Origin of the sequence: Usitatibacter palustris (assembly GCF_013003985.1) — a bacterium.
Classification (GTDB): Bacteria; Pseudomonadota; Gammaproteobacteria; order Burkholderiales; family Usitatibacteraceae; genus Usitatibacter; species Usitatibacter palustris.
In genome coordinates this window covers 1,758,157-1,775,057 of sequence record NZ_CP053073.1, presented here as the reverse complement: position 1 = coordinate 1,775,057, position 16,901 = coordinate 1,758,157, and the positions used below count along the sequence as shown (strand labels likewise).

The following is a 16,901-nucleotide window of genomic DNA, read 5'->3' as shown; positions in this document are numbered from 1 at the left end:
TGGCCGCTAGGCCGACAGGTGCTCCACAAGGATCTTCACGCCGATGGCGATGAGGACGATGCCGCCGGCGAGCTCCGCGCGGTGGGCGAACGCGGCGCCCAGGCGGCTTCCGAGGCGGACCGCCGGGACGCAGAGCGCGAACGTGACCGCGCCGATCACGGCGATGGAGGCGAGCAGCGGCAGGTCGATGAGCGCCAGGGTAAGACCCACGGCGGCGGCATCGAGGCTGGTGGCGACACCGAGCAGCATCATCGAGCGCCATGCGAAGGGATTGCGAGGCGCGAGGTCGTTCTTGTCGAACGCCTCGTAGATCATGTGCCCGCCGACCGCGGCGAGGATCCCGAATGCCACCCAGTGGTCCCAGGCCTCGATCGCGTCGCCGAAGATCGCGCCGCCCGCATAGCCCAGGACGGGCATCGCCGCTTGGAAGACGCCGAACACGAACGCCATCACGAAGGCGTCGCGCCATGAGGCGCGCGCTCCCCGGGTCATGCCACTCGAGATGCACACCGCCACGGCGTCCATCGACACCGCGAGGGCAATGAGGAGCAGCGTCAGAACTGTGCGTCCTCCACGGCAAGCACGCTCTCCGGCCCGCGCGTGGCCGCGCTGGCGAGCGAGGCCGTCTGCGGAAGGATGTGGTCCGCGTAGAAGTGCGCCGTGAGGATCTTCGCCTTCAGGAATGCCGCGTCGCCTTCGGCACGGCCGAGCTGCGCGGCCGCGGTGTTCGCCGAGCGCGCGAGCATCCAGCCACCGAGCGTGATGCCGAGAAGTTTGAGCACATACACCGACCCTGCGGCGACCGCGGGTGCGTTGGTCGAGAAGTTGCGGGCGATCCACTGCACCGTCTCGCGCGCACTCTTGACCGCGGCCGTCAGCGATTCGCCGATCGCCTTCACGTTCGCATCGCCCGAAGCCGCGAGCTTCGGCGTGAAGTTGTCGATCTCGGCAAGGAGCGCCAATGCCGTGCGTCCTTCTTCGCGGCCGATCTTGCGGCCGACGAGGTCCATCGCCTGGATGCCGGTCGTGCCCTCGTAGATCGTGGTGATGCGCGCGTCGCGAAGATGCTGCGCGGCACCCGTCTCCTCGATGAAGCCCATGCCGCCGTGGACCTGGATGCCGAGCGACGCCACGTCGATACCGTTCTCCGTGGACCAGCCCTTCACGATCGGGATCAGGAAATCGACCAGCGCCTGGGAACGCTTGCGCTCGGTGTCGTCGGCCGCCATACGGGCGCGGTCGAGCTGCGCCGAGGTCCAGTACGCAAGCGCGCGCATGGCCTCGATCGTGGATTTCATCGTGAGCAGCATCCGCTTCACGTCCGGGTGCTGGATGATCGGCGCGGTCTTCGCGCCCGCAACACCGATGGGCTTGCCCTGCATGCGTTCACGCGACCAGGAGAGCGCGCGCTGGTAGGCGCGTTCGGCGATCGCAACACCTTCGAGCCCGACCGACAGGCGCGCGGCGTTCATCATGATGAACATGTACTCCAGGCCGCGGTTCGCCTCGCCCACGAGATAGCCCGCGGCGCCGTCGTTCTCGCCGAAGATCATCACCGCGGTGGGGCTCGCGTGGATACCGAGCTTGTGTTCGATGGAGGCGCACTTCACGTCGTTGCGGCTGCCGAGCGTGCCGTCGGGCTTCACGTTGAACTTCGGAACCGCGAAGAGCGAGATGCCCTTCACGCCTTCCGGGGCGCCGTCGATGCGCGCCAGCACCAGGTGCACGATGTTCTCGGTGTAGTCGTGCTCGCCGTAGGTGATGAAGATCTTCTGGCCCTTGATGCGATAAGTGCCGTCGTCCTGCGGCGTGGCCTTCGTGCGCACGAGCGAGAGGTCGCTGCCCGCCTGCGGCTCGGTGAGGTTCATCGTGCCGGTCCACTTGCCCGACACCATCGCCGGCAGGAACCGCTCGCGCAGGCTGTCGGGCCCGACGTGCGAAATCGCTTCGATCGCGCCCTGGGTGAGCATCGGGCAGAGCTTGAATGCGAGGTTCGCCGCACCCCACATCTCTTCAACCGGTGTCGCGATGAGGTGCGGCAGCCCTTGTCCGCCGAAATCGGTCGGCGAGAGGATGTTGTTCCAGCCCGCGTTGCAGTACTGGTGGTACGCCTCCTTGAAGCCCGGGGGCGTGGTCACCACGCCGTCCTTCCACTTCGCGCCCGTCTTGTCGCCCGTGGAATTGAGCGGCGAGAGCACTTCGCTCGCGAGCTTGCCCGCCTCCTCGAGGATCGCATCGACGACGTCCTCGGTCACGTCCTCCCAGCCGGGAAGCGTATTGACCAGGTCGAGGCCAACGACGTGCTTGAGCACGAACTGCATGTCTTTGAGGGGGGCGACGTATTCAGGCACTGAAGTCTCCTAAACCAAACTTGTCATCCTGAGGGCCGAAGGCCCGAAGGACCTGCTTGAATCAGTTAACTGCCTAAAGCAGGTTCTTCGTCGCTTCGCTCCTCAGAATGACATTTTTCTAGAGCGCTGCTGTCAACTCGGGAACGATCTGGAAGAGATCGCCCACGAGTCCGTAATCGGCGATCTGGAAGATCGGCGCCTCGGGATCCTTGTTGATCGCGACGATGACCTTGCTGTCCTTCATGCCCGCGAGGTGCTGGATCGCGCCGGAGATGCCGATCGCGATGTAGAGCTCCGGCGCGACGATCTTGCCGGTCTGCCCCACTTGATAGTCGTTCGGCACGTAGCCCGAATCGACGGCCGCACGCGACGCACCGATAGCCGCACCGAGCTTGTCGGCGAGGGTCTCGAGCATCTTGAAGTTCTCGCCGCTCGCAAGGCCGCGTCCACCGGACACGATGCGCTTGGCGGCAGCAAGTTCGGGACGCGCGGACTTCGTGAGCTCCTGGCTCAACAGCTTGGACTTGCCGCCATCTGCCGCAGCCGTTGCGTTCTCGATCGGCGCGGAGCCCGTGGACGCCGCGGCATCGAAGCCGGTCGAGCGCACGGTCACGGCCTTGATCGCGTCCGCCGATTGCACGGTGGCGAAGGCATTGCCGGCGTAGATCGGACGCACGAACGTATCGGGAGACTCCACGGCGACGATGTCGGAAACTTGCGCGACATCGAGCAGTGCGGCGACGCGCGGCATGAAGTTCTTGCCGAAAGCCGTGGCACCCACGACGAGGTGCGAATAGGACTTCGCGAGCGAGAGCACGAGTGTGGCCATGTTCTCGGGCATGCCCGAGGCGTAATGCGGCGCCTCGACGAACAGCACCTTGGCGACACCGGCAAGCTTCGCGCCCGCCTCCGCAGCGGCGCGGCAGCCCTGCCCCGCGACCAGCAGGTGGACGTCGCCACCCATCTTCGTGGCCGCGGTCACCGCGTTGGCGGTGCCGGCCTTGAGGTTCGTGTTGTCGTGTTCTGCAATGACGAGCGCGGTCATCAGATCACCTTGCTTTCGTTTTTCAACTTGTGCACAAGCTCGGCGACATCCTTCACCATCACGCCACCCTTGCGCTTGGGCGGCTCGACCACCTTCAGCGTCTTCAGGCGCGGCGTCACGTCCACGCCGAGGTCCGCGGGCTTCACGATGTCGAGCGGTTTCTTCTTCGCCTTCATGATGTTCGGGAGCGTGGCGTAGCGCGGCGTGTTGAGCCGCAGGTCTGCCGTGACGATCGCCGGCAGCGAGATCTCGATCGTCTCGAGGCCGCCATCGATCTCGCGCGTGACCTTGGCCGAGGCACCATCGATCTCGACCTTGCTCGCGAACGTGGCCTGGGGCCAGTCGAGGAGTGCCGCGAGCATCTGGCCGACCTGGTTCGCGTCATCGTCGATCGCCTGCTTGCCGAGGATGACGAGCTGCGGGGACTCCTTCGCGACCAGCGCCTTGAGGAGCTTCGCAACGGCGAGGGGCTGCAACTCGGCGTCGCTTTCGATGAGGATGCCGCGGTCCGCCCCCATCGCGAGCGCGGTACGGATCGTTTCCTGGCACGCGGTCGTGCCGGCCGAAACCGCGACGACCTCGGTGGCCTTGCCGGCCTCCTTGAGCTTCAGGGCCTCCTCGATGGCGATTTCGTCGAAGGGATTCATGGACATCTTCACGTTGGCGAGCTCGATGCCGGTCTGGTCGGCCTTCACGCGCACCTTCACGTTGAAGTCGACCACGCGTTTCACGGGGACAAGGATTTTCATGGCCTAATGGGAGTTCAAACGGGCGTTTGAATTATAGCCCAACGCGGTTGGCCGCTTCTCGCCGTCGATCCCGTTCTTAATCCATGAACCGCACCGCGAAAAGGATCGCCATGACCCGATTGACCCTCGCAGCCTTCCTCGGCCTGCTCACCTGCACCGCCCCCGCGCTTGCCCAGAAATTCGGCTACTACGAGGGCACGGCGTCGGTCGCGTATTCGACCAAGGAAGGCGGGACCACGTACGAGTACGTGGGCGCCGCGAAGATCCGCATTCCGCTCACGAGCGTGACGGCCGACTATGCGATGGCCGAGCTCGATGACAACCCTCCGGCGGGAACCATCACGCTCACGACCTTCAACTACAAGCAGGTCGCCAGCTCGAAGGGCGCCGACGGCAAGTACATGGAAGTCACGTGCAAGCTGGCCGCACCCACCGAGGTGCCGGTCACCGCGAGCGGCAATCTCAGCGTGGATTACCGCAAGAAGGAGTACACGATGTTCCTCGTGCTGACTCCGTCCAAGGAAATGCCCGTCAATTGCGTGAACTCGCAGTCGGGTCCATACAAGGCCAAGAAGGGCGCGGGACTGATCGTCGCCTCATTCGTGCCCCAGGGAACGATGAAGCTCCTGCCGTTCACGGACAAGACGCGCCTCTCGATCTCCAACTATTCACTCGTCGATCCGGCGCTCAAGGATCACTCGCCGATCGTGCAGTCGTGGGATCTCAAGTACGTGAAGTAAGAAGCAGCTCCTTCGTCTGCGCTCAGGACGAAGTCGACCCTCGAGTCGACTTCGCCTCGAGCAATTCCCACCGCGTAAGCAAACGGGTGAGCTCGGCGTCGATCTCCTCGGCACGGGTATTCAGTGCCTTGAGGTCCACCGTCCGGTCCTGGTAGAGCGCGGGGTCGGCGAGGCGCGCAACAAGCGCCTTCTGCTCCGATTCCAGCGCCTCCATCTGCGCGGGCAGCTGTTCGAGTTCGCGCGTCTCCTTGAAGGACAGCTTCACGCGCTGTGCCTTCGCAGGGGCGGCGCCGCGTGCATCGGCCTTGCGTTGCTCGTCGCGCTCTTCGCGCGCCGCGGCCTTCCGCGCCCGCTCCCAGTCCAGGTAACCCCCGGCGTACTCCTTCCAGTGGCCATCGCCTTCGAACGCGATCGTCTGCGTCACCACGTTGTCGAGGAACGCGCGGTCGTGGCTCACGAGGAAGACCGTGCCGTGGTATTCCTGCAGCAACGACTCGAGCAGCTCCAGCGTCTCGATGTCGAGATCGTTCGTGGGCTCGTCGAGGGCGAGCACGTTGGCCGGGCGGCTGAAGAGGCGCGCGAGCAGAAGGCGATTGCGCTCACCGCCTGAAAGGGACTTCACCGGCGCGCGGGCGCGCTCGGGCGGGAAGAGGAAGCTCTCGAGATAGCTGATGACATGGCGGCGTTGGCCGTCGACTTCCACGAAGTCGCTGCCCTGGGAGATGCTGTCGGCGAGTGTCGCTTCCTCGTCGAGCGCCGCGCGGAACTGGTCGAAGTACGCGACCGCCACCTTGCTTCCCATGCGCACCGTGCCCTCGTCGGGCTCGAGCTCGCCCAGGATCAGCTTCAGCAGCGTCGTCTTGCCGCTGCCGTTAGGCCCGATGAGACCGATCTTGTCGCCGCGCATGATTCGGTCGGAGTAATCGTGGACGATGGCGCGATCGCCATAGCGCTTGGTGACGTGCTCGAGCTCGGCCACGAGCTTGCCGGAGCGCTCGCCGGCGGAGAGCGTGAGCTCCACGCCGCCCAAGCGATCACGGCGCGCGGCGCGCTCGGCGCGAAGCGCATCGAGCCTGCGCACGCGGCCTTCGTTGCGCGTGCGCCGCGCTTCCACACCCTTGCGGATCCACGCCTCTTCCTGCGCGAGGACCTTGTCGAACTTGCGGTTCTCGACCGCCTCGATCGCGAGCTGCTCGGCCTTTCGCGTCTCGTAGGCGCCGAAGTTTCCGGGATACGAAAGCAGCCTTCCGCGGTCGAGCTCGACGATGCGCGTCGCGATGCGGTCGAGGAAGCGCCGGTCGTGGGTCACCACGATCAGCGCCCCGTTGAAGGCGGCGAGCGTTTCCTCGAGCCATTCGATCGCGGCCACATCGAGGTGATTGGTGGGCTCGTCGAGGAGCAGGAGCTGCGGCTCCGTCGCGAGCGCCGCGGCGAGCGCGGTGCGCTTCTTCTGCCCGCCCGAGAGCGACGCGACCTTCTGCTGTGGATCCAGGTGCAGGCGTTCGAGCAAACCCTCGACGCGATGCTTCGCGGACCAGTCCTCGCCCTCGTGAAGCAGCGCAAGGAGCGGTGCGGCGGCCGCATCGTAGACGGTGTCGCCCGGTTCGAGCGCGGGCTCCTGCGCGACGCTCACGACCCTCGTGTCAGGCGAAACCCACACGCGGCCGTCGTCCGCGGCGGCCTGGCCGGTGACGATTTTCAGGAGACTCGATTTACCGGTGCCATTGCGCCCGATGAGGCCGATGCGCTCGCCCTCCTCCACGACGAGGTCCACGTGATCGAGCAGTGCCACGTGGCCGTAGGCGAGGCAGACTTCCGATAGTTGCAGGACAGGCATGTCAGAGTGTGCGCGCTTGTTCGCGCAGGATGAATTTCTGGATCTTCCCGGTCGAGGTCTTGGGCAGCGCGCCGAACACGACCGTCTTCGGAATCTTGAATCCCGCGACGTGCTCGCGGCACCACGCGACGATTTCCTCGACCGTGGCCGACGCACCGGGCTTCAGCGTCACGAACGCGCAGGGCGTCTCGCCCCACTTGTCATCGGGCCGCGCGACTACCGCGGCTTCCATCACCTTCGGATGACGGTAAAGGCACTCTTCCAATTCCAGCGACGAGATGTTCTCCCCGCCCGAGATGATGATGTCCTTGGAGCGGTCCTTCACCTCGATGTAGTTGTCCGGATGCCAGACCGCGAGGTCACCCGAGTGGTACCAGCCCTCGCGGAACGCTTCCTCCGTGGCGCGGGGGTTCTTGAAATAACCCTTCATGATCGTGTGGCCGCGAAGCATCACTTCCCCCAGCGTTGCGCCATCGCGCGGCACGGGCTCGTGCGTCTCCGGATCAGCCACCTGCATGCCGGAGAGCGTCGGATAGCGAACGCCCTGGCGCGCCATGAGGCGCGCGCGCTGCTCGAGCGGCAGGTCGTTCCATTCGTCCTGCCACGCGCACAGCGTTGCGGGTCCGTAGCTTTCGGTGAGTCCGTACAGGTGCGTCACGCGAAAGCCCATCCGCTCCATGCCTTCGATCACCGCCGAAGGCGGCGCGGCCCCACCCGTCGCGACTTCGATGGCATGGTCGAAGCGCAGCTTCACCGCATCGGGTGCGTGGACCAGCATGTTCAACACGATCGGCGCACCGCACAGGTGCGTGACGCCGTGATCGCGAATGGCCGGGAAGATCAGCGCGGGATCGACCCGGCGCAGGCAAATGTGCGTGCCGCCGACGGCCGTGACCGCCCAGGTGTACGACCAGCCGCTGCAATGGAACATCGGCAGCGTCCAGAGATACACGGACTCCGCGGAGAGGCCGAACATCAACGCGTTGCCGAGCGAATTGAGGTAGCCGCCGCGATGGTGATAGACCACGCCCTTCGGGTCGCCCGTCGTGCCCGAGGTGTAGAGCAGGCACATCGAATCCCACTCGTCCCGCGGACCGGGCAGCTCGAATGCCGCGTCGCCCTCCTCCAGCAAATCCGCGTAGGTCATCGAACCAATGCACGGGCCGACGCCGTCGTCGACGTCCACGACCAGGGGCTTCGCTTTGCAGAGCTTGAGCGCCTCGGCAACGACCGGCGCGAACTCACCGTCGACGAGAAGGATCTTCGCCTCCCCGTGATCGAGGATGAACGCGATGGTCCTCGCGTCAAGCCGGTAGTTGATCGCGTTAAGAACGGCGCCCAGACCCGGCACGGCGTAGTGCGCCTCGAGTTGCGCGGGAACGTTCGGCGCCACAGTCGCGACGGTATCGCCATGAACGATGCCGCGCTTCACCAATGCGGAAGCAAAGCGGCGAACGCGCTCATCGAACTGCCGATAGGTGATGGACTGCGCGCCGTGGCGAATCGCGACCTTGCCCGGATAGACCTCGGCCGCCCGCGCGAGAAACGTGACAGGCGACAGCGGCGCGAAGTTGGCGGGATTGCGGTCCATCAGAAAAAAGGGACAGTCCCCATTTCGGAAAAGGGGACTGTCCCCTTTATTTCCGATTGCGAAGCCAGGCTTCGAATTCGCCGAGGATGCCGCGGCGGAACGCGAGGACGCAGACCACGAAGATGATGCCCTGCGCGATCGTGAACCAGGCGCCCAGCTCCGCGAGGTAGTACTCCATCGAGATGATCGCGAAGGCGCCCGCGACCGGACCGAACACCGTGCCCATGCCGCCGAGCAGCGTCATCAGCACGACCTCGCCCGACATCTGCCACTGCACGTCGGTGATCGAGGCGAGCTGGAAGACGATGGCCTTGGTGGCGCCGGCAAGACCCGTGAGCGCGGCCGAAGCCACGAACGCGACCAGCTTGTAGCGCTCGGTCTTGTAGCCCAGGGAGATGGCGCGCGGCTCGTTCTCGCGGATGGCCTTCAGCACCTGGCCGAAAGGCGAATGGATGATCCGGTAGATGAGCAGGAACCCGCCCGTGAAGATCGCGAGCACCGTGTAGTAGAGGACGTGCACGTTGTGGAGATCGAGGAAGCCCAGGAGCTTCCCGCGCGGCACCGACTGGATGCCGTCCTCGCCGCCGGTGAAGGGCGCCTGCAGGCAGTAGAAGAAGATCATCTGCGCGAGTGCCAGCGTGATCATCGCGAAGTAGATGCCCTGGCGGCGGATGGCGATCAGGCCCGCGACGAAACCCAGCGCAGTCGAGAACGCAGTGCCGGCAAGGATCGCCAGTTCAGGCGGGAAGCCCCAGACCTTCGCCGCATGCGCGCAGATGTATCCCGCCATGCCGAGGAACATCGCGTGGCCGAACGAGAGCAGCCCGCCGAAGCCGATCAGCAGGTTGAACGCGCAGGCGAAGAGCGCGAAGCACAGCGCCTTCATGAGGAAGACCGGATACACGACCGCGGGCGCGAGGATGAACATCACCATCATCACCACGAAGGCGCGGCGGTGGTAGCGCTCGTCCCAGGCGGCTTGCGAGATCGGGGGCGGGTCGATGGCGGCCATGTCAGCGCTGCCCGAAGAGCCCTTGCGGGCGGATCATGAGGACGATCGCCATGATCACGAAGATCACGGTGTTCGACGCCTCGGGGTAGAAAACCTTCGTAAGCCCCTCGATGATGCCGAGCCCGAAGCCGGTGATGATCGAGCCCAGGATGGACCCCATGCCGCCGATCACGACCACGGCGAACACCACGATGATGAGCGACGAGCCCATCTGCGGGCTCACCTGGTAGATCGGCGCCGCAAATACGCCTGCGAGGGCCGCGAGGCCGACGCCGAATCCGTACGTGAGCGTGATCATGCGCGGCACGTTCACGCCGAAGGCCTGCACGATCGTCGGGTTCTCCGTGGCCGCACGCAGGTTCGCCCCCAGGCGCGTGCGCTCGATCAGGAACCAGGTCGCGAGGCAGATCACGAGCGAAGCGATGATCACCCAGCCGCGATACTTGGGCAGGAACATGAAGCCCAGGTTGAAGACGCCGACCAGCTGGTCGGGCATCGAATAAGGGAGGCCCGCCGAGCCGAACTGGTGGCGGAACGCGCCTTCGATGATGAGGGCCAGGCCGAACGTGAGCAGCAGCCCGTAGAGGTGGTCGAGCTTGTAGAGCTTCGAGAGCATCAGCCGCTCGATCACGACCCCCGTGGCGCCCACGACGAGCGGCACGACGAGGAGCGCCCACCAGTAACCCATCCCCGCCTTGCTCGCGAGGAAGTACGCCACGAACGCGCCCATCATGTACTGCGCGCCGTGCGTGAAATTGATGATGTTCAGCAGCCCGAAGATCACCGCGAGCCCCAGCGACAGGAGCGCGTAGAAGCTCCCGTTGATCAGCCCGATGAGGAGCTGGCCGAAGAGGGCCTGGGTGGGGACGCCGAAGATTTCGTTCATGTCATGAAATCACCTCGAGGGTTTCCCCCCGAGGTGATGATTTCTTCTTACTTCTTGACCATCGCGCAGTCGCCCGCGTCGATCGGGCGGAACGCCTGGTCGGCCGGGATGGTCGCAAGGACCTTGTAGTAGTCGTACGGGCCCTTGGACTCCGAGGGCTTCTTCACTTCCACGAGGTAGGCCGGGTGGATCTTGCGGCCGTCGGCGCGGATCGTGCCCTTGCCGAACAGCGGATCATCCGTCGGCAGTTCCTTCATCTTCGCGACCACCTTCGTGCCGTCATCGCTCTTCAGCGCCGCGACGGCCTTCAGGTAGTGCAGGACACCGGCGTACACGCCGGCCTGGACCATCGTCGGCTGTTTGTTGCCGTTGGCCGCAGCGAAGCGCTTTGACCAGGCGCGCGTGGAATCGTTGAGATCCCAGTAGAACGTGTTGGTGAGGATCAGGCCCTGCGCCTTGTCGAGGCCCAGGCCATGCACGTCGGACAGGAACACGAGGAGGCCCGCGAGGTTCTGGCCGCCCTTCACGATGCCGAACTCGGAGGCCTGCTTGATCGAGTTGATCGTGTCGCCGCCGGCGTTGGCGAGGCCGACGATCTTGGCCTTGGACGCCTGCGCCTGCAGCAGGAACGACGAGAAGTCCTGCGTGTTGAGCGGATGGCGCACCTTCGCAACGACCTTGCCGCCGGCCTTCAGCACCACGGCTTCGGTGTCGCGCTCGAGGGCGTGGCCGAAGGCGTAGTCCGCCGTGAGGAAGAACCAGGAATCGCCGCCGCGCTTCACGATCGCGCTGCCCGTGCCGTTGGCGAGCATCCAGGTGTCGTAGGTCCAGTGGACCGTGTTGGGCGAGCACGCCTTGCCCGTGAGGTCCGAGGACGCGGCGCCGGAGTTGATGAACGCCTTGCCCTTGTCCTTCGTGAGCGCGGCGATCGCGAGCGCGACACCGGAGTTGGGCACGTCGACGATCACGTCCACGCCCTCGGCGTCGTACCACTTGCTCGCGATCTGCGAGCCGACGTCGGCCTTGTTCTGGTGGTCGGCGAAGACGACCTCGACGGTGAGGCCCTTCTCCTTCGCCTTGAAGTCTTCGATGGCCATCTTCGCCGCGGTGACCGAACCCTGGCCGCCGAGGTCGGCGTACAGGCTCGACTGGTCGTTCAGGATGCCGATCTTCACGACGTTGCCCGAGATCTGGGCGTGGGCTGCACCGGCCGACAACGCGGCGATGGCGACAGCGAGCAGCTTGCGATTCAATTTCATGTGGTTTCTCCTCATGTTTTAAACACCCAGGTACTCGTGAAGCAACTGTGTCTTCGATTCGAGTTCCGACGCGGAAAGGGTTTCCGCGATTCTTCCATGCTCCATCACGTAATGCCGGTCCGCGAGCGGGGCCGCGAACCGGAAGTTCTGTTCCACCAGCACGATGGTGAAGCCGCGTTCCTTGAGCTTCACGATCACGCGGCCGAGTGCTTGCACGATCACGGGCGCGAGGCCCTCGGTGATCTCATCGAGCAGCAGCAGGTGCGCGCCGGTGCGAAGGATGCGCGCCATCGCGAGCATCTGCTGCTCGCCGCCGGAAAGCTTGGTGCCCTGCGCGGTCGAGCGGCGCTCGCGCAGGTTGGGAAACATCTCGTAGATCTCATCGACGCTCATGCCGCCCTCGCCGATCACGGGCGGCAGCATGAGGTTCTCCTCCACCGAAAGGCTCGAGAAGATCGCGCGCTCCTCGGGGACGTAGCCGATGCCCAGGCGCGCGATTCGGTGCGTGGGCATCGTCACGGTCTCGACGCCATTGACGACGATCGAGCCGGTGCGTTTTCCCACGAGGCCCAGGATCGACTTGAACGTGGAGGTGCGCCCTGCGCCGTTGCGGCCCAGCAGCGTGACCACCTCACCCTTGTTCACGACGAAGTCCACGCCGTGCAGCACGTGCGATTCGCCGTACCAGGCGTGCAGGTTCGCGACGCGCAGCACCTCGTTCATTGGGAACCCCGGGCTTCGCGGTTAGGCATGCGCCGTTCCCATGTACGCCTCGATCACCTGGGGATTGGCCGACACCTCGGCATAAGGACCTTCGGCGAGCACGGCGCCGCGCTGGAGCACCGTGATCGTGTCGCAGATGCCCGAGACCACGCTCATGTTGTGCTCGACCATCAGCACGGTGCGGCCCTTGGCGACTTCCTGGATGAGGTCGCGCACGCGATCCACGTCCTCGTGGCCCATGCCGGCCGTGGGTTCGTCGAGGAGCATCAGCTCGGGTTCCATCGCGAGCGTGGTGGCGATCTCGAGCGTGCGCTTGCGACCGTACGCGAGCTCCCCCGCGTGCGTGTGCGAGAAGCTGCGCAGGCCGACGCGATCGAGGATCGCGAGCGCGGCATCGTTGAGCGTGTCGAGCGACTTCTCGCTCTTCCAGAAATGGAAGCTCGTGCCGAGCTTTTGCTGGAGTGCCAGGCGCACGTTCTCCAGCACCGAGAGGTTCGGGAACACGGCGGAAATCTGGAAGGAGCGGATGATCCCGCGCCGGGCGACGTCGGCGGGGTTGTCGCGGGTGATGTCCTCGCCCTTGTAGAGGATCGTCCCGCCGGTGGGCGGCAGGAACTTGGTGAGCAGGTTGAAGACGGTGGTCTTGCCCGCGCCGTTGGGGCCGATCAGCGCATGGATGGTGCCGCGCTGGATCTTGAGGTTGACGTTGTTGACCGCGACGAAGCCCTTGAACTCCTTAGTGAGTCCACGGGTTTCGAGAATGGGATCGGCGGTCATCGAGGCGAGGTCGGGTGCGCGCGTGAGCCGTCTCGCAACACTGCGCGATCAGCCACTGCTTATGAAGGCGAGTTTACCTGATCCCCTGTGATAGTTAACAGGGGGAAAACGCGCACCAAAACAGAGCCTTGGGAGTGCCCCTACCCGCCGCGGCGGCCGAACGCCACCCCGCCCTGGACGCCGCCCATGTTGTACATCAGCCCGGCGCGCTGGCCGGAACGGCCGGTGAAGAAGCCGTCGAAGCTGCCCGTGGCGCCCACGCAACTCGGCGTGCAGGCGATGCCCAGCGGCGAGAGGTTGGGAATGCCGGGCACGGTGCTGCCCGTCGTTGCCGAGAAGTATTGGTCGCGGTAGATCGGCATGTTGGGTGCGGTGCCGATCCAGTTCTGCCCGTTGACCGTGACGTTCACCGTCGCGGAAGCCGTCCGGTTGGTGAAGTTCGCGTCGAGCGTGGCCGAGCCGAACGTGCCGACGTGGCCCGCGCTGTCGGTGGGCGAGGTGTTGCCGATGACGTCGTAGACGCCGGTGCCGGTGAGCGGCAGCGTGACCGGACCTTGCTGCGGCCCCGCGAAGATGTAATGCAGGCTGGCACTTTGCAGGTTGATCGGCTGCGTCTGGCCGTTGCCGGTGACCGTGGCCACGCCATTGCCCCAGCGGCCCCACACGAGGCCCGTTTCGGCATCGAAGCCCGACTGGACGACCTGCGCGGTACCGAGCGCGTAAGTAGCGCGCGAACCCACGCCGGCGAAGAGCGGCGCCGTGAATTGCGTGACCGCGCCGTTCGCGCCGGCAATCACCTCTTCCGGACGATTCGTCGTGGAGAAGTTGCGCGAGAAGCCCGAGTTGGCGAGGTAGCCCGAAGGATCGGAGACGCGGCCCTCGCGATACGTGGCCGCGCCGTTCTGCGCGGGACCGGTGAGCAGCAGCACGCCGTTGATCTGGTTGTGGTTCGCCGGATTGGATGCGGTGAAGTCGGCGATGCCGTAGCCGATGATCGCGCCTTGCAGGTTCGCGCCGACGAAGCTGCCTTCGATCGCGCCCGAGAGGAGTTGCCCGCTGCCCGATTGCGTCGAACCGTTCGACACACGCAGGCGATCGGCGGTGGTGGCGAAGAACGTGTTGAGCGAGAACGGCACGTCGCTCGCGGTGGCACCCCAGGTGCCGCCGGCATTCGCGCCGGCCGCGGGCATGCTCACGCTGATGGTGACCCCGAGCGTGCGGTTGGTGAAGTTCACGTTCATGGTCGCGGTGCCGACCGTGCCCGTCGTGTTGTTCTGGTTCGTCGGTGCCGTGGCCTGCGCGAGCGTGTACGTCGCCGTACCCGTGAGGACATCGGAGAGATACGTCGGATATCCCGACGACGCGTAGGCCCAGTGGATGTTGCCGGCCGTGGGTCCGCCGCCGATGCCGCTGAACGAAAGCGAGGCGCCTTCCCAGCGGCCGAGGATCACCGTGAGGCCCGTGGCGACGTTGACCGTGTGCATCTCACGAAGCGTGCCGCCCGCGATGTCGGGCGAGAGATTCGATTGCGTGCCCGAGTACGCGGTGTAGCCGCGCAGCGCCGCGGTGTTGCCTTCGAGCCGGATGCTCGCGGGCACGGCCTGGCCGAGGAACGGGCCGCCCGTGGAGATGATCACGTCGTTGAGGCCGATCGGATCGGAAAGGAGATTGTTGGACGCGTCGATCGTGACGAAGCCCAGGCCGTTGTTGCCCACCGGCGTGCTGGAGGCTTGCTGCGACGCGGAGAGCTGCTGGTTGTCGCCCGGCGCGAAATCGCGCGTGGCGGCGGCGTCGCTCGCGGTGGCCGCGGTCTTCGCAGCACCCGTCGGATTGGTCGCCGTGTCGGAGATGAAGGTCGGCGTCGGCACGTAGCGCGGCGCTTGCGCGCCCTGGATCATGACGGTCTGGCCCGGGCCGGTGATCAGCGTCTGCGCCCCGCCCTGCTGCGGCGGCAGGCCCGCGGCCGCATCGACCACGTTGGTGACGGCGTGGCTGCCTTCGATCGTGTGGTTCACCGTGAAGTCCTGGTCGTTGCCCTGGCCCAGTCCGGTCACGCTCTTGTCGCACTCGTCGGCGCGGCACGCGTAGAGGATGTTGCCCGAGCCGCGGATACCGACCGTGGCCACGCGCGTCTTCATCACGAACTTGTCGCGGTTGGACGAAGCGATGAGGCCGGTGAACGCGCGCAGCGTGCCGCGCACCAGCGAAAGCACCGCGCCCTCGCTCGAGTCGGCGCTGCGCTGGTAACCCTCGATGCGGAACTGCGTGTTCGGCCGCAGCGACAGGCGCGCCTGGTCGATCATCGTGAGCTGCGCCATGCCGCTCGCACCCGTGGTGATCGAGTCGCCCGGGTCGACCTCGGTGCCGCGCTGCGCGGTGACGCGCTGGCCGTTGGCCTTGGTGACGGACACTTCGCCCGTCACGAAGGTGAAGGAACCGCTGGCCGCGGCCGCATCGCCGACGGTGGCGGCAAGGGCCAGTGCGATGGCGTAGCGCAGGCGCGAAATTTTGAGTGTTTTCATGGCGCGTTTTCCTTCGATCAGAACAGGTCGCACCGCACCGCGGTCGAAACCTCGTTGCGGTTGAAGTCGTAGATGTCGATGTTCGAGGCGTTCTGCGTGTACGACCACTGCGTGCGCACCGCGCACTTTTCCTGGAACTGCCACGTGAGGCCGAGCCCGAATTCGAAGAACGTGTCCTTGCCCTTCTCCACCGTGGTGGAGCGCGCGAACGCATCCTTGTCCTTGCGCAGCACCACGCCCAGCACGTTGAAGATCTGCAGCTTGGGTGTGTACGAATACTGGAAGTAGCTGCGCGCGCCCGCGAGGTTCTTGCTCTTGTCGGTCACGCCGTCGTCGAACTTGTTCTTCGCCTTGTCATCGGTGATGAAGGCCGTGAGATACAGCAGGGGCGTGCCCTTGCCCTCGAAGCTGCGCAGCCACGATCCGGAAAAGTAGATCTGGTCGAAGTCGTCAATCTTGTTCTCGGGGAAACGCACCGCCGAATACTGCAGGCCGAGGCCGAGCTGGTTTTTCGTGTCGAGCGCGTAGCGATAGTCGAGCACGGCATTCGCGGTGGTGCGGTCGTTGGTGGGCTTCGGTTCACCCGGCGCCGCGCCTTCCTGGCGATAGTCCTGGTAGCCGCCCGAGAAGCGCCACTGCTGCGGTCCGTCGTTCAGCGCGGCACCCGCGCGCACGTCGCCCGCGACGATGTTGAAATCCGTTTCCTTGTTGTATGCGCGGCCGCGTCCGCCGAAGCCGCCGAACACGCTCCAGCCGCGCGAGAGCGGGTGCGCGTATTCGAGGTAACCGAGCGCTTCGAAGTACGGCTCCGAGCGCTTCACCGAGTTGCCGGTGGGCTCGACGATGATATTGAACGACTGCTGCGAGGCCGCGCCGAAATCGCCGGGCACGCCCGTGAGGTTGCTGTCGTATCCGAGTGCGGCTTCGACGTAGCCGATCCAGCCCGGGCGCGTCTCGCGCTTGCGCTTGTCGATCGCATCGAGGTACTGGTTGATCGCCTGCAGCGCCTGGGGCGGCGGATTCTGCTCGCGCAGCTTCACGAACGCGGCTTCCGCGAGGTCATAGGAGCCGAGGCCGAAGTACGCGCGGCCCAGATCCATCTGCGCGCCGGCGTGATTGGGATTGATCGCGAGCACGCGTTCGAAAGCGATGATCGCGTCCTCGAACTTGCCGCTGTCGAGCGAGGCCACGCCGAAGAGGTAATCGAATTCGGGAGTGCCCGCGAGCGTTCCCTGCAAGGGCGCGAGCTCGGCGTAGGCCGCCTTCGGGTTGTTCTCGACGAGGAGCTTGCGGGCGCGCTCGATCGCGGCCGGGTCGGCGAATGCCGGTGCGGAAACCAGCCCCGCGACCACGGCGGAGCCTGCCAGCCGCAGGATGTGTGCGCAGATCTTCATCGCCCTGTGAACCCT

14 protein-coding genes are annotated in these 16,901 nt (G+C 65.6%); 1 reads left to right on the top strand and 13 read right to left on the bottom strand.

The window, feature by feature from the left end; genetic code table 11:
• Positions 1 to 6 precede the first annotated feature (6 nt).
• The 4 genes from DSM104440_RS08845 to DSM104440_RS08830 form a co-directional block, all read right to left on the bottom strand.
• Positions 7 to 525, bottom strand: coding sequence for a manganese efflux pump MntP (locus tag DSM104440_RS08845; RefSeq protein WP_171161757.1), 519 nt, complete (start codon positions 523 to 525; stop codon positions 7 to 9).
• Between the two features lie 29 nt (positions 526 to 554).
• Positions 555 to 2,351: an acyl-CoA dehydrogenase gene (locus DSM104440_RS08840; RefSeq protein WP_171161755.1), complete on the bottom strand. Its 1,797-nt coding sequence runs from the start codon at positions 2,349 to 2,351 to the stop codon at positions 555 to 557.
• A gap of 118 nt (positions 2,352 to 2,469) precedes the next feature.
• Positions 2,470 to 3,396 (bottom strand): electron transfer flavoprotein subunit alpha/FixB family protein, encoded by a 927-nt coding sequence (locus tag DSM104440_RS08835; protein WP_171161753.1) that lies wholly within the window; start codon positions 3,394 to 3,396, stop codon positions 2,470 to 2,472.
• On the bottom strand, positions 3,396 to 4,145 hold the full coding sequence (locus DSM104440_RS08830) for an electron transfer flavoprotein subunit beta/FixA family protein (RefSeq protein WP_171161751.1): 750 nt from the start codon (positions 4,143 to 4,145) through the stop codon (positions 3,396 to 3,398). Before DSM104440_RS08830 ends, DSM104440_RS08835 begins: the two co-directional genes overlap by 1 nt.
• 110 nt (positions 4,146 to 4,255) lie before the next feature.
• On the opposite strand from DSM104440_RS08830, the gene DSM104440_RS08825 reads away from it, so the two are divergent.
• Positions 4,256 to 4,885, top strand: coding sequence for a hypothetical protein (locus tag DSM104440_RS08825; RefSeq protein ID WP_171161749.1), 630 nt, complete (start codon positions 4,256 to 4,258; stop codon positions 4,883 to 4,885).
• A 22-nt stretch (positions 4,886 to 4,907) separates the two neighbouring features.
• On the opposite strand, the gene DSM104440_RS08820 is transcribed toward DSM104440_RS08825, so the two are convergent.
• From DSM104440_RS08820 to DSM104440_RS08780, 9 genes are all read right to left on the bottom strand, one after another.
• On the bottom strand, positions 4,908 to 6,722 hold the full coding sequence (locus DSM104440_RS08820; protein ID WP_171161747.1) for an ATP-binding cassette domain-containing protein: 1,815 nt from the start codon (positions 6,720 to 6,722) through the stop codon (positions 4,908 to 4,910).
• Between the two features lies 1 nt (position 6,723).
• A complete protein-coding gene (locus DSM104440_RS08815) occupies positions 6,724 to 8,313 on the bottom strand; it encodes an acyl-CoA synthetase (protein ID WP_171161740.1) in 1,590 nt (529 codons plus the stop codon).
• Between the two features lie 46 nt (positions 8,314 to 8,359).
• Positions 8,360 to 9,325: a branched-chain amino acid ABC transporter permease gene (locus tag DSM104440_RS08810; protein WP_171161738.1), complete on the bottom strand. Its 966-nt coding sequence runs from the start codon at positions 9,323 to 9,325 to the stop codon at positions 8,360 to 8,362.
• Position 9,326: 1 nt separating this feature from the next.
• Entirely contained in the window at positions 9,327 to 10,211 is an 885-nt protein-coding gene (locus tag DSM104440_RS08805) for a branched-chain amino acid ABC transporter permease (RefSeq protein ID WP_171161736.1), read from the bottom strand.
• Positions 10,212 to 10,258: 47 nt separating this feature from the next.
• Positions 10,259 to 11,470: an ABC transporter substrate-binding protein gene (locus DSM104440_RS08800; protein WP_171161734.1), complete on the bottom strand. Its 1,212-nt coding sequence runs from the start codon at positions 11,468 to 11,470 to the stop codon at positions 10,259 to 10,261.
• Positions 11,471 to 11,488: 18 nt separating this feature from the next.
• Positions 11,489 to 12,193, bottom strand: coding sequence for an ABC transporter ATP-binding protein (locus DSM104440_RS08795; RefSeq protein WP_171161732.1), 705 nt, complete (start codon positions 12,191 to 12,193; stop codon positions 11,489 to 11,491).
• A 21-nt stretch (positions 12,194 to 12,214) separates the two neighbouring features.
• Positions 12,215 to 12,970, bottom strand: coding sequence for an ABC transporter ATP-binding protein (locus DSM104440_RS08790; protein WP_171161730.1), 756 nt, complete (start codon positions 12,968 to 12,970; stop codon positions 12,215 to 12,217).
• A gap of 140 nt (positions 12,971 to 13,110) precedes the next feature.
• Positions 13,111 to 15,492 carry a FecR family protein gene (locus tag DSM104440_RS08785; RefSeq protein ID WP_171161728.1) on the bottom strand — a complete coding sequence of 794 codons (2,382 nt, stop codon included), beginning with the start codon at positions 15,490 to 15,492 and terminating at the stop codon, positions 13,111 to 13,113.
• 17 nt (positions 15,493 to 15,509) lie between these two features.
• Positions 15,510 to 16,886, bottom strand: a complete 1,377-nt coding sequence (locus tag DSM104440_RS08780) for a tetratricopeptide repeat protein (RefSeq protein WP_171161726.1) — start codon at positions 16,884 to 16,886, stop codon at positions 15,510 to 15,512.
• Positions 16,887 to 16,901 lie beyond the last annotated feature (15 nt).

Excerpts from the sequence above, each read along its gene's own strand:
- DSM104440_RS08800 (WP_171161734.1), bottom strand. The coding sequence starts at position 11,470 with ATGAAATTGAATCGCAAGCTGCTCGCTGTCGCCATCGCCGCGTTGTCG.
- DSM104440_RS08825 (WP_171161749.1), top strand. The coding sequence starts at position 4,256 with ATGACCCGATTGACCCTCGCAGCCTTCCTCGGCCTGCTCACCTGCACC.
- DSM104440_RS08845 (WP_171161757.1), bottom strand. The coding sequence starts at position 525 with ATGGACGCCGTGGCGGTGTGCATCTCGAGTGGCATGACCCGGGGAGCG.
- DSM104440_RS08785 (WP_171161728.1), bottom strand. The coding sequence starts at position 15,492 with ATGAAAACACTCAAAATTTCGCGCCTGCGCTACGCCATCGCACTGGCC.
- DSM104440_RS08790 (WP_171161730.1), bottom strand. The coding sequence starts at position 12,970 with ATGACCGCCGATCCCATTCTCGAAACCCGTGGACTCACTAAGGAGTTC.
- DSM104440_RS08780 (WP_171161726.1), bottom strand. The coding sequence starts at position 16,886 with ATGAAGATCTGCGCACACATCCTGCGGCTGGCAGGCTCCGCCGTGGTC.
- DSM104440_RS08830 (WP_171161751.1), bottom strand. The coding sequence starts at position 4,145 with ATGAAAATCCTTGTCCCCGTGAAACGCGTGGTCGACTTCAACGTGAAG.
- DSM104440_RS08835 (WP_171161753.1), bottom strand. The coding sequence starts at position 3,396 with ATGACCGCGCTCGTCATTGCAGAACACGACAACACGAACCTCAAGGCC.
- DSM104440_RS08810 (WP_171161738.1), bottom strand. The coding sequence starts at position 9,325 with ATGGCCGCCATCGACCCGCCCCCGATCTCGCAAGCCGCCTGGGACGAG.
- DSM104440_RS08815 (WP_171161740.1), bottom strand. The coding sequence starts at position 8,313 with ATGGACCGCAATCCCGCCAACTTCGCGCCGCTGTCGCCTGTCACGTTT.
- DSM104440_RS08795 (WP_171161732.1), bottom strand. The coding sequence starts at position 12,193 with ATGAACGAGGTGCTGCGCGTCGCGAACCTGCACGCCTGGTACGGCGAA.
- DSM104440_RS08820 (WP_171161747.1), bottom strand. The coding sequence starts at position 6,722 with ATGCCTGTCCTGCAACTATCGGAAGTCTGCCTCGCCTACGGCCACGTG.
- DSM104440_RS08805 (WP_171161736.1), bottom strand. The coding sequence starts at position 10,211 with ATGAACGAAATCTTCGGCGTCCCCACCCAGGCCCTCTTCGGCCAGCTC.